This window comes from Gluconobacter sphaericus, assembly GCF_016757795.1.
Lineage (GTDB): Bacteria > Pseudomonadota > Alphaproteobacteria > Acetobacterales > Acetobacteraceae > Gluconobacter > Gluconobacter sphaericus.
This window is the reverse complement of record NZ_CP068422.1, coordinates 1-12,261: the sequence shown is the minus strand read 5'-3', so window position 1 is coordinate 12,261 and position 12,261 is coordinate 1. Positions and strand designations below refer to the sequence as shown.

Below are 12,261 nucleotides of genomic sequence, written 5' to 3'. Positions count from 1 at the left end.
TTGCTGATGTTTCTCAGACTGCCTCTTCATCCGTTACTTTTTCACTGCCTCTGACGTCGGTTCATTCAGCGACCAGCAGCGTGATGTCGGGACGTTCTGATCTGTTCCCGGCGTCGGGGCCGTCAGAACGCAGAGCACGGTCTGCTTGTGCCGGAACAACGTGAAAAGGGCTCCTGAGCCGCCATAATCCGCTGTAGTCGTAATCCGGTAGCCTTTGCTCAACAGGCTCGCCAGAGAGTCCGGGACTGGCTTCAGCGTTGTTGGAACGGCCAAAGGGCTATAGGGCGACTTAACTCCTGACTGAGGCAGCCAGTCTTCTGCGTTCTGGGCAAAGCCTGAAGCTGGTAAAAGAAGAAGCGTCAGGGTCATGAAAATCAGCGACAGGTGTTTCATGTAATGTCTCCTGTTCAGTTCCAGTAGCTTCCTGCGGATCTTCATCAACACGTGCAGTTTCTCACGTTTGCTTTCCAGCAGGAACGTTCAGTCGAAACTGACAGGCTTCAGGAACTCCACAGGCGTCGTCTCAAGCGCCTGTGCCAGTTCGTACAGCGTCACGACTGTCGGATTGCGGTGACCACGCTCCAGACCGCTCAGATACTGCTGGCTGAACCCGGAGCGTTCTTCCACCTGCTCCTGGGTCAGTCCCTTCTCCTGCCTCAGGCGCGCAAAATTCTTTCCGACAAGCCGTTTCATGTCCATGATGGGACCGTGACGACTTACACACTATAAGTTTATCAACTATAGTATGTAATCATGCATGCCTTTGCATTTCCTCTCTCTTGCCAGGAAGAAATCCATGCCGCAGCCGCGCCAGAAAGCCGTCAATCTCAATGTGAAAGTCACTGAGACAACCATGCGGGCATTAAGCCGGACAGCCGCTCTTCGGGATACAACCCAAAAAGAGGTGTTGATGCGCGCCCTGTTGAAAGCCGGGATTGAAATTGATCCTCACGATCTCGGAGAAAAGCGCGCGGTTCCCTGGCATGAGCGTCCCTGACGGAGAGCTTTTCCTCTCTCTAGCCCTGTTCTGACAAATTGTTGGATTGCGTCTGCTGAGTAGCAGATGAGTGGCTCAGGACACTGGGGGAATGTCCTGAGCCTTGGGGTAAGCGGTTGGGGCCGCTCTGAAGTCACCCGCTGAGTAGTCGTCTGTAGGCTAAGGGTGGGGAGATTGTCTTTTTCGCGAGGCGTCTCTCCATCCGTTTTTCAGTATGAAAATTTCTCTGGCCCAGGGTCAAGTCAGATGTGTGGGCGGCACATTCTTCCTCATTCGCATGAGGAACTTCTTATTATAAAGTTGCAAAGCTCATTTTTTTATCGAAGTTCTTTAACTTATATGATGTTGCGATATCGTGAGTTATCATGCTTTATCGTACATATTCGAGCGTTTCCATGAGTTTCCGAGATACCGCTGAAAACTGCGATTTCTGGGATTGAGTGAAGGTGAGAGATGCAGATCCCGGTGCACAAGACATCCGTCATGCAGGCCATGCAGAGTGCTGTGGCCCGTGGATATACCTGGCATGTCTCCGGGGTTGTCTCAGCAGAGAAACTTCTGGCGCTCGAAGAGAAATTTGCCGAGCGCTATGACATAGGACTGTCCCGTTGGCAGCGCTGTCGTCAGCGGCAGAAGGGCGCAGCCGGTGTGCGTTTCTTCGCATACCCCGAACAGGGAACGACGCGTTTCCTGTGGTGGCTGCTCTTTACGGATGGAGAGAACGCAGCCTTTCAGCGGGAACATGGACGCCGACAGGTTTCAGACAAATACGGTCGCTTGTCTTGGGGAACGGAGTTCGAGCTGGCTCAGTTGCCGAGCCTGAAAGCAAAGCCCACCTGGTCCTGGCGGATGACCCGGGAGCGTGTGCAGGAATGGCAGGGAGAGATCCAGGCTGCGATCCGGACCACACGCAGTGATGATGCCATCAAGGCTGTTATGGCGCGTTTGGTGCGGTTGCCAGGGTTCAAGGGGGTGAGGCAGCAGGTCTTTGAGCTGCACGGCTTTGCAAAAAAAGACTGGGGGCGGATCAGACGGAAGGCAAACTCCTGGAAACCACCGGCACGTCCGGGCTACGTGCGCTTCCGGTCTGACGAGACCATTCCAGCAGCTCGGGTCGTACAGCGGTTGCTTATGGGACAAGAACCTTTCGGGACAGAGCCCGTCATTTCAAAACAGGAGAGGCCTGAGGAAGAAACAATGGCCGTTGTGAATGCAGATCGTAAGACAGGATTACCCATTCCCCGGGGGCGGGATGCCTGTCGGGTGCTCCTGATCCGGGAAACGGAGCAGATCCAGACATTCATCGCGGAGCGTTGGTCGTATGAATCAATCCGTCTTTGGCTTTTCGATCGTTATGGGGAAGCGTTCGATATTCCGCTGCCAGCCTTTCGGGAGAGGGTCCGGCGGGCTCTTCAGGTGAAAGCCGCGCCTGTGTTGAAAGAGGTCTCCAGAGCCACCATCCAGCCTGTTCCGGTCGTTAAGCAGGCTAAAGAGAAGAAGAATGAACAGCCAGAGAAGACGCGACGTTTGACCTGGGAAGAAAAGCGGGCAGGGCGGTTTCCTGGAAGTGGGACAACCGTCGTCCATAACAGCAAGCCCAATCGGGATGAGCTTTATTGACAGCAGGGCCGCAGGTCCCTACGTCCTGGATGAAACGATCTCAGAACATCAGGTGTAGGGTTCGAAAAACCCCCTGGTTTTGAAACCAGCTCTGTGATTCCATTCGTCCGGTTCTGGTTGAAGGAATGGCGCTATGAGGCAGGCAGGCTGGTTTCTGTGATGTTGAAGAGCGGTTTGCCCGGTTGAGTGGGCTTGGTGATCAGCTCGAAGCTTTTTCCCAGATTGTGGATTTTGCAGTCTTCCGCCCTGATCTGGACAGGCACTGGCCTATTCAGACGGGAGAAAAGGCGGGCGTCCGCCGTTTGATCCGATACTGATGTTCAAAATCCTGGTGATCCAGACGTTGAACAATTTGTCCGATGAACGGACAGAGTATCTGATCAACGATCGCCTGTCGTTCATGCGCTTCCTTGGCCGGGGCTTTCAGATCGGGTGCCTGATGCCAGAACAGCCTGGCTGTTCCGCGAGCGTCTGACACGAGCGGGTGCGATCGATGGGCTGCTGGATAAAACCAATACGGCCTCAAGCGTCTGGGCTGATACAGCGTATCGCTCAAAAGCCAATGAAGACTTCATGGAAAAGAAGGGCTTTGTCTCAAAGGTTCACAGGAAGAAGCCGCATCTCAAGCCTATGCCCCGCTTCCTCTTTCTCGAAAGATTGAACGCGAGCGCATAGCCATCCAGCGAGGGACAACTCCCAATCTGCTCAAAACGCAGACCGGAAACCATTGCAAAAACCGTCAGTCCAAGACAGTATTGTAGAATTTCTTCAGTTTGGCCTGGTAATTTGTCATGTCAAAATTCCGTGCTTGTACTGGCCCCTTCTGACACATTTGATTGCAGAGGGCATCGTCCTGATCAAGTGTCTGAATACCTTCCATGATGCTGATTGTATCATATGCATCCACCATTAGACCTGCCTGCCCTACGACTTCCGGCAGTGATGCTTCTCGAGAGGTCATGACAGGTGTTCCCATCATCATAGCTTCTACAACGGGTAACCCAAAACCCTCGGTAAGGGAGGGAAACAGAACAGCCCTTGTGCCACGGATTAACATCATGAGATCATTTTCCGGTAGGTATTCCATCTGGATAATACGTCCCAGACGCTTGCCACGTTCTAAAAGCTGCTGTTCGTTTTCTGCTTTCCAAGCCATTGCACCTACCACGACCAATTGTCGTTGGCTTTCGGATGCCAGAAAAGCTTCAATGAGGCGCGCGATGTTCTTTTTGGGCTCGATAGAGCCGTAATAAAGGAAATATCCACCTACTCTAAGGTCATAGAGCCGGTTAAGGGTCTGTCTAATAATATCAATGGAAAGATTTTGGACAGCGCTCTGCTCTCTGACTGACTGATAGGTGTTATAGGTGATGGCTGAGGCTTGGGGCGCGAAATCGATAATATCCCGCTTAGAAGCTTCCGAAACAGTACAGATCGCATCTGCATTCTGTACAATATCCGTGATTAACCGAAGATGGTTGGTCTTATTATCCAGAGTAGTATGCGGCAATCGCAAAGGAACAAGATCGTGAATGGTATAGACATTCCTTGTATTGCGGGCCCTGATTGGTAGCGGATAAGTCCAGTGCATGACATCTGGCGTATTGGGAAGTGTGATATTTAGGAAACGACGGGTCCGACGATAATGTGTCCATGCGGTGATGAACAGATCCCGTGCATTAAACAAGCTATCAAAGGCTGGAAGTCGCTCCGAAAAAGAACGGGTGTCCACATGCCTATCTACCGGAATACTAACCGCCCGATGCCCCAGAAGTTCGGCGCGAAATCGTTCCTTCCAGCGTGCGCCCATGAAACGTGCCCGACGGCTTTGTTCCTCCGAGCAGACCTGATCGAAAAATAGAATCTCACGAAGCAGACTTTGTGCTTTAGCTGGAATATTCAGGCCATACAGCACGTCGACTTCATAGGACATCTCTTTGAGAGCATAACTCAATGTTCGCGCATAGGTCGCTACCCCTGTGCCACGAGGAAGAGCAAGATTAAAACCATCAAGAGTGACGTGAAGGCGAGGTTGAATAGACACTTGAACTTCCTTCGATGGGAAAGAGGGAAAGGCATTAAACCGCTAATTTGGAGCGGAAAAAAACTGTCTTGCAGCTACAATATCTCGATACAAGGGTCAGAAACTACGATCCGTAGTGACATGCCCCCCCCCAGCAACCCTTCCGCCAAACGACTGCGCTTCATCCGTCCGTATCCTTTTCGGAATCTATTTTTAAATGGTTACATTTTTGGGAGGCGCGTCACTTGGTCAGAACTGAAAAATTCTCTAGCAGCACCATAAATATGATAAAGGGAGCTTGCAGGCATATGATCAACAGTTATTTTTCCTTTTGCGTTTCGGCGATCAAACCATCCCCCCTGTAGAGAATTAGGGGCATAAGATGAAAAAAATATGCGCGTCATGGTAACGAACAAGTAGTTTTCTGTTATATTTTGCATATTTATTGTCAACCTTTTACTACGGTAGGCCAGAAGGCGAATCAGTTCCGTCTGTGGCCAGATACGAGTGCTGGTATGTGTGATAGTCCCGTCGTCTGTTATGCCGTCGCAAACCATTCCGTGTACAATTCCATACTGTACGCCAGAATTAAAAAGACGTTCTGCTATAGTATGTAGATTTTTTATTTTAGGATCTTCTGGGCTAAGACGTATAACCTCACTCATAAGCCAAGACCATTCAAATAGATGTCCTGGCTCTACAGCATTAGATCCAAATTTTTCACATACGGTCCAGTTCGATGATAAAAATTCCATTACCATACCAGAACGTGAATTAATAAATTTATTCTTCACCAACGCAACAATATACTTCGCCTTATCAAGGTAAAATTGATCTTCAGTTACTTCAAACAATACTAGATACGCCTCAAGTAAATGCATATGAGGGTTTTGATGGCGCATACTATTAATCACCGGGAATTCACTCAAAAAACCCTCAAATCCTTCCTGAAAAATACTTTCTATTTCATTAATTGTTTCGTTTACGGTTTTTAAGAGATTTTTATCTCTGCTCAGATGATAAGTCCAAGCATAGGCATACAAAATAAAAGCATGGGCATATAAGTCTCGCGTTGTTTTCGATGGGCGTCCATCTACCCCTAAAGCGAAGACCCAACCAGGTTGGTTATCGCTACGCCAATAGCGATTTTGCACTTCAGCCAGGCAGTCCAAGGCGTCTTGAGAGGCATTAAAAACACCGTCTAGAGAAGCGCGGCAAAAGGTCGCAATTTGTCTGGCTTGGACCATTAGACGCAAGTCAGGCGTAACGATTGGGGTTGCGTCGAACGTTAAACGTTCATGATATAATCGCCGTGTGCGATCATATCCCGCGGCACTCCAGAGCGGGAGAGCCTTTTGCACCATCCATTCTGTCCACTGAGTACTCGATTCTGTATCGAGAGAAGGCTGTTTCTCTACCATGGGATGGGTCATTTATCGCCCATCATGCCTTTCAGAGAAACGTGATGTGACTGGATCATTTTTTTAACCAAATTACTGGTTGAGAAGTCTTCCACCAAATTAATTATCTCTACTCGTCCGCCATGTTTTTTTACTATATCCCCACCAACTACAGAACCCTCAGTATAATCGGCACCTTTCACAAGTACATCAGGTATGATTTCTTTAATAATTTCCAGAGGAGTGTCTTCATCAAAGATGATCACCATGTCTACTTCGCGCAGGGCACCAATCACGATGGCTCGCGCCTGCTCGTTCTGAACCGGGCGGGTTGGTCCTTTGAGACGCCGTACGGAGGCATCACTATTAATGCCAACAACCAGTTTATCTCCTTTTTGCGCCGCTCCGCGCAGGAGCGAAATATGGCCCGGATGCACCAAATCAAAACAGCCATTAGTGAACACGATAGACGCCCCATGCTGGCGCCACTTCTGTATCATACGTCGTGCTTGGGAGAGAGAGGCAACCATGCCTGTATCAGCGATATCTTCTATTAATTCATGACTAAGCTCAGTATTGGAGACGGCAGCTGTGCCGAGCTTACTTATAGCAATGGATGCTGCAACATTTGCAATGACAACGGCTGTATTAATATCCTGACCCGCAGATAGAACAGCGGCAACCGTGGCCAGGACGGTATCTCCCGCACCGGAAACATCATAAACTTCAGACTTACGAGCAGCTTCATGGCGCACATTGCCGTTCCGCTGCCACAGGGTCATACCTTCTTCCGAGCGGGTGACTAGAACATCGCCCCCAAATTGCTCTGAGGCAATCTGAGCGGCTTTTTCGACTTCAACGTCACTGGTTAGAGGGTGCCCTGTTGCCTGTGCCATTTCCGAACGGTTTGGAGTGATTAGGGAAGCACCTCGGTAAGCAGAAAAATTCTTGCGTTTTGGATCAACAATAATTGGCACATTTACGGATCGCGCATGATCAATAACCGCACGCAGGACAAAATCAGACAGCACTCCTTTAGCATAGTCGGAACAAATCAATAAATCTGCTGTTTCCAGTGCTTTTTTTACCGATTCTATAAGACGATAATTGGTAATTTGAGAAAAATTTATGATATTCTCTTCATCAATACGGACAATCTGCTGTTGTCCGCTCAGCACACGTGTTTTAGAAATAGTTGTCCATCCAGATTCAACCACTAATCCTTTCACATCAATACCTGGCCAATTTTTTATGGTCTGGCGTAGGGTATTTGCTTGTTCATCTTCTCCTACAACCCCAATCAGATTAACCGTACAACCCAGAGCCGCAGCATTGACGGCAACATTGGCTGCACCACCGGGTACAGCGCTCAGGCGTGTTTTAAGTAAGACCGGGACTGGTGCCTCTGGCGAAATACGCCCAACAGAACCGAACACATACTTGTCCAAGAGAAGGTCACCGATAACAGCGATGCGGCCGAATTTAAAATTTTCAATCATGAAAAATCACACATGCTGATGAGGACATTGGAATAATGCGCTTTAAAAAAGAGAAAAGATTATCTCCTTTGAACAGATAACCTGGTATTCCAGCCGCGGTGGCCGCCTGAATATCTGTCGCATGATCTCCAATTAAAAAAGAACGCGTCAGGTCAAGATTTCTCTCGCGCGCAGCGCGTTCAATCATTCCAGGACGGGGTTTGCGCTCATGGTGATCAATACGATAGCGCTCCACCACAGCATCGGGATGATACGGGCAAAAATAAAAGGCATCAATTCGAGCTCCAAAAGGGGCAAGACGCTGGGTAATATGCTGATTGAATATCCTAACTGCCTCCTCGCTAAAAAGACCTCTGGCCACGCCAGACTGGTTGCTGACAACTATGACCTGATACCCTGACGCATTCAGGAGTTTAATGGCTTCTGGGGCACCGGGTATGAAGCTGAACATTTCGATACGATGTGGATATCCAACATCAACATTAATCACGCCGTCTCGATCCAGAAAGACCGTAGGATGCTTTGGGGCTAATATGGTCTCGGTCATGTTGCTCCTTACGCCGCCATTCATAACCGCCTGAGCGTTCCATCAATCAGGTTAAGTGTTTATTCTGGTATTTTTATGGATTGGATTGATGGTGCATTTTTCTGGCCCTGAAGTCCAGATTTCTAGACGTATTCATGAGGTATGAGGTCACTCAGGGTCTTGAGTAGAGGTGGACCCCGTTTTTCAGGCAGGGGTCTAAGCTATAATCCGACCTGAGAGAGGACGGGTTTTATGGGCAAGGTTACGCGCAAGAGGTATGGAGCGGAGTTCAAATCACGGGTTGTCCTAAAAGCGATCCGTGGGGAACTGACAGTGGCGGAATTGGCGTCGAAACATGGGGTGCATCAGACGATGATCGCCCAGTGGAAAATTCCTGGAAGTTTCTCCGAAATACATGGCTCTCAAACAGAATCTTCAAAATCTATGACGATATCGTTGATATCGCTTGCCATGCCTGGAACCTGTTCGTCGAACAACTTTGGCCCATCATGTCAATGGGACTGCGTGATTGGGTTCATAGGTTCTAGCAATCAACGGTTGGTATTATACCCCAGCGTAATCCCTGCTACACGCTGGAGCACCAAGGAACGAACGTCATATTCGACAAAATGGGTTGCGCAGGCATCTCTGAAACACCGAGAACCGCTCCGATCGGCAAGGCGATCACGTCCGACGTGATCGTCCCGCTCGCGAAATCTGCTATGATTCGGCGTCCGGAAACCTCTCCAAAAGCCAGTTGGTTCGCGCTACACTCTGTCCGCATTTGGTCTCCAATCTCGCTCGCGGATATTCCTTCTCCAACAAAAACTTTCGCCGATTTCAGCGTCTGATGCACCGACCCGTGTGAGATATTCGGGCTAAGCCAAAATCAAAAGCTGTTTTCAATAGGGGTACCAATTTTGCAACAGAGCCGACTGAACAAGCGGTCAGTGATCGGGCTTTCAGGAGAATACCTTACAGAGGTCCTCAGAACGGCAAGACTAATATATGGTGGCCAGATCAGCAGCGTGAGGCAAGCCGATCTATATGAACAGGGTATCTGTAGGTTTCGAGAATGATAGGATGAGCGGAGAAAGCAGATCTCCTGGCCGGATGAACCAGATCATATCTTGGATCCGGCGCCGATCCATTTTCTTGGGGGTCGTTGTTTTTCCGACCGTTCTTGCGAGTGGCTACTATGGATTGGTTGCTTCTCCGCAATACCAGTCGGAAGCTGAATTCGTGGTCCGGGGGCAGCCCTCCCAATCCCCTGGGGTTCTTGCTGGACTGTTGTCCGGAGGGAGTTCTGGAGGAACGGAAGATACTTATGTCGTTCAGGAATACATGACGTCACGCGACGCAGCGCAACTGCTCCTCCGTACGCAAGACCTAGCCCGTGTTTTCGATCGGCCAGGAACGGATGCTCTGGCGCGTTATCCAAACTTCTACTCGGGTCTTACGTTCGAGCATTTCTATTCCTATTATCAGCGCCACGTGAAGGCTGAACTGGACACGACCACTGGCTTGTCCACTTTGCGTGTACGAACATTCAGGGCTGACGATTCACAGAGAATTGCCAAAGCGCTGATTGCTGCGGCCGAGCAGCTCGTCAATGAAATGAATGAACGGCAGCGGGAGAACACGATTTCCGCATCCCGCAAGGAGCGCGATCTTGCAATCGAAAGGCTGAGGGGAGTCAACAGCCAGATCGACTCATATCGCAATGACATCGCGATGCTTGATCCGCAGCGCCAGTCCCAGCCTCTTCTGACAGATATTGCAGGGCTGGAAACAATGAAAATGGCCACGCGCGTTCAACTCGAACAGCTTCAGCATTCCACGCCAGATAGCCCGCTCATTCCCGTGCTCAAGCGCCGAATGGCAGCATTCGATCAGGAAATTACCCATTCTTCCTCCCGTGTGACAGGAGGAAAAAATACTTTTGTTCCCAAAATCAGTGGATATGAAGATCTCGTGTTCCAGCGTCAGCTTCTTGAACGGGAAGTGAGTGCGGCTGATGCTGCTCTTGATGCAGCGCGAATCCAGGCGGACAGGCAGCAGCTTTATCTTGAAGAGGTCACAAAACCCAATCGGCCGGACTATGCTGCCTATCCCCGGACATTTGCCAACATAGCAATCGTATTTGCCACCATGCTGGCGTTGTATCTGATGGGCGCCCTTCTTGTGGCTGGTGCCCGCGAACACAAGAGCGTCTGACACATGCTGCGCTGTATCGACATCACGAAGGATTATCCCGTCCACGGCGGTCAACGCCGGGTTCTGGACAAGGTGAACTTTACTCTCAACAGAGGGGAAAAGCTTGGTATCCTTGGGCGTAACGGCGCAGGAAAATCTACCCTGATCCGTCTGATTGGCGGGGTGGAGCCGATGACGGGTGGGCGCATTGAACGCACCATGACCGTATCTTGGCCACTGGCCTTTGGAGGGGCGTTTCAGGGTAGCCTGACCGGGCTGGATAACCTGAAATTCGTTTCACGAATTTACGGTCTGGATTACGCCTATACTCGGGCCTTCGTGGATGACTTCGCAGAGTTGGGCAGGCAACTTCTCGAGCCGGTCAAAACCTATTCCTCAGGTATGCGGGCACGACTGGCTTTTGCTTTGTCCATTGTGATCGAATTCGATTGTTATCTGATCGACGAGGTCATCATGGTGGGGGATGCCCGCTTTCACAAGCGATGTCAGGATGAATTGTTCAATAAGCGTAGCGAACGGGCCATGATCGTTGTCTCGCACGATATGGGCTTCATGCGCGATACCTGCGACAGGGTCAGTGTTCTGGATCAGGGCCATCTCAAGCCCTACGAGACGCTCGAAGAGGCAATCGCCATTTACGAAAACCTGTGAAATGAGCCATAGTCCCTCCTATCCTGTTTCGACAGGATAGGAGGGATTTGCGTCTCCTCAGCGGGCAAGCCAGGCCGCTGTGATCGCCGGGCTGATCAGTGTGCTGATAAGCTGCGTGAATTTATAGAACCGATTGGTTTTTGCATTGGCGATGACAAGTACGTCGTGATTCTTCATGGGAACACGTTGAGCGGCGAAATACGACGTCGGATTCATGAGATCCAGTTGATAGACAACCGGGACACCAAGTGGTGTGGCGGGTGTCGTGATTTTCAGCGTTCTTGCCGTCTCAGGAGTTTCAAAACGGAAGAGGAAAGCTGCGTTCGGATCCGCACGGCTGTCAGACGGGCCGCCGACCCGCGCCAGAGCTTCTGCGAGGGAGACATGAGGAGACTTGAACGGTGTTTCTGTTGCCTCCCGCCCTGCTGCTCCAAATACCGTGTAGGTGCGCGGCTGATAGATAACATGCAGCCGATCTCCAGGACGCGCACGGATATCCTGGGCGGGATAGGATTCCAGCGTCCCCAGATCGGTGGCTGCCGTATGTTCCCGACGCACAAGCTGCACATGCGTGTCTTCGGGGGGATAGATGGCACCGCCTGCGATGGCGATCAGGTCGGACAGACGTTCCTGAGCGGTACTCAGTGTGACGCGGCCTGGATGATGGACTTCACCAGAAACAATGACCGTATTGGAAATGTCACTGGCAATCCTGACCATGACCTGAGGGTTCTGTGACTTCCCAGCCAGCCCCGCACTGATCATTGCCGCAACAGCCTGCGGGGTCTTGCCCGCGACATGCAGGCGTCCTGCATACGGAACGAGGATTGTCCCGTCGGTTTCGACTTCAGTCGGCGGAAGTGTCTCAGCTGTTACGCCAGTCGCGCCTCCCGAAGCGGCCCCCATGCCATTGGACTGGGTGACGGCCGACAGACTGCCGCCCGATGAGAAAAGACCGTTCCCCAGTTCGAAGACTGTGATGGTCAGGACGTCACCCGCACCTACCCGATCATTCTGGGCTGGGGCATTATCAGCCGTATCCAGCGAAGAAATGAACGGAGGAATCTCAGCCGCCAGAATCGCCGCCACGTTCGGCGTAACCGGGAGTACGGCAAAATCCAAAGGATTATGTTTCGTATCCCGTGATGCCTGCAGTACACCACTTTCAGTGGGGCCACTGTCTGGCATGGCGCTGCATCCAGCCAGAGTCAGAAAAGAAGCTTGGAGGACTCCCAGAATACCAAGAAAGGCTGTGCGCGGCAGTCGCGAGGAGAAAGAGCGCGTCATAACTGGCATTGATTCTTAAATTATCCCGTTGAGACTGTCCA

11 protein-coding genes and 3 pseudogenes are annotated in these 12,261 nt (G+C 50.8%); 7 read left to right on the top strand and 7 right to left on the bottom strand.

Annotated features, from left to right (window positions below):
- Positions 1–33: 33 nt before the first annotated feature.
- Together IGS75_RS15010 and IGS75_RS15005 are read right to left on the bottom strand one after the other, a co-directional pair.
- The gene (locus IGS75_RS15010; protein WP_202259100.1) at positions 34–393 is read right to left on the bottom strand and encodes a hypothetical protein; all 360 of its coding nucleotides are present in this window, start codon (positions 391–393) and stop codon (positions 34–36) included.
- An 87-nt stretch (positions 394–480) separates the two neighbouring features.
- Positions 481–699, bottom strand: a complete 219-nt coding sequence (locus tag IGS75_RS15005; protein WP_062027451.1) for a helix-turn-helix domain-containing protein — start codon at positions 697–699, stop codon at positions 481–483.
- Positions 700–796: 97 nt separating this feature from the next.
- Between IGS75_RS15005 and IGS75_RS15000 the strand changes: the two genes are divergently transcribed.
- The 3 genes and pseudogenes from IGS75_RS15000 to IGS75_RS14990 form a co-directional block, all read left to right on the top strand.
- Complete coding sequence (locus IGS75_RS15000) at positions 797–997, top strand: hypothetical protein (RefSeq protein WP_202259098.1); 201 nt, start codon at positions 797–799, stop codon at positions 995–997.
- Between the two features lie 453 nt (positions 998–1,450).
- Complete coding sequence (locus IGS75_RS14995) at positions 1,451–2,617, top strand: hypothetical protein (protein WP_202259096.1); 1,167 nt, start codon at positions 1,451–1,453, stop codon at positions 2,615–2,617.
- 182 nt (positions 2,618–2,799) lie between these two features.
- Positions 2,800–3,100 (top strand): annotated as a pseudogene (locus IGS75_RS14990) (transposase); the annotation flags it as partial.
- 256 nt (positions 3,101–3,356) lie between these two features.
- Here IGS75_RS14990 and IGS75_RS14985 read toward each other — a convergent pair.
- The 4 genes from IGS75_RS14985 to IGS75_RS14970 form a co-directional block, all read right to left on the bottom strand.
- Entirely contained in the window at positions 3,357–4,661 is a 1,305-nt protein-coding gene (locus IGS75_RS14985) for a glycosyltransferase family 4 protein (RefSeq protein WP_202259094.1), read from the bottom strand.
- 200 nt (positions 4,662–4,861) lie between these two features.
- Positions 4,862–6,073, bottom strand: a complete 1,212-nt coding sequence (locus IGS75_RS14980; RefSeq protein ID WP_237469184.1) for an AGE family epimerase/isomerase — start codon at positions 6,071–6,073, stop codon at positions 4,862–4,864.
- Positions 6,070–7,539 (bottom strand): D-glycero-beta-D-manno-heptose-7-phosphate kinase, encoded by a 1,470-nt coding sequence (gene rfaE1 / locus IGS75_RS14975; protein WP_202259086.1) that lies wholly within the window; start codon positions 7,537–7,539, stop codon positions 6,070–6,072. The genes IGS75_RS14980 and rfaE1 overlap by 4 nt, the downstream gene beginning before the upstream one ends.
- Positions 7,532–8,086, bottom strand: a complete 555-nt coding sequence (locus IGS75_RS14970; RefSeq protein ID WP_237469183.1) for a D-glycero-alpha-D-manno-heptose-1,7-bisphosphate 7-phosphatase — start codon at positions 8,084–8,086, stop codon at positions 7,532–7,534. The genes rfaE1 and IGS75_RS14970 overlap by 8 nt, the downstream gene beginning before the upstream one ends.
- Positions 8,087–8,317: 231 nt before the next feature.
- On the opposite strand from IGS75_RS14970, the pseudogene IGS75_RS14965 reads away from it, so the two are divergent.
- The 4 genes and pseudogenes from IGS75_RS14965 to IGS75_RS14950 all read left to right on the top strand — a co-directional run.
- Positions 8,318–8,455 (top strand): annotated as a pseudogene (locus IGS75_RS14965) (transposase); the annotation flags it as partial.
- A pseudogene (locus IGS75_RS14960) lies at positions 8,431–8,613 on the top strand (IS630 family transposase); the annotation flags it as partial. The pseudogenes IGS75_RS14965 and IGS75_RS14960, both read left to right, overlap by 25 nt.
- 796 nt (positions 8,614–9,409) lie before the next feature.
- Complete coding sequence (locus tag IGS75_RS14955) at positions 9,410–10,282, top strand: capsule biosynthesis protein (protein ID WP_202259082.1); 873 nt, start codon at positions 9,410–9,412, stop codon at positions 10,280–10,282.
- A gap of 3 nt (positions 10,283–10,285) precedes the next feature.
- Complete coding sequence (locus IGS75_RS14950; protein WP_194265751.1) at positions 10,286–10,933, top strand: ABC transporter ATP-binding protein; 648 nt, start codon at positions 10,286–10,288, stop codon at positions 10,931–10,933.
- Positions 10,934–10,990: 57 nt separating this feature from the next.
- Here IGS75_RS14950 and IGS75_RS14945 read toward each other — a convergent pair whose 3' ends face one another.
- Complete coding sequence (locus IGS75_RS14945) at positions 10,991–12,220, bottom strand: polysaccharide biosynthesis/export family protein (RefSeq protein ID WP_202259080.1); 1,230 nt, start codon at positions 12,218–12,220, stop codon at positions 10,991–10,993.
- Positions 12,221–12,261: the final 41 nt, after the last annotated feature.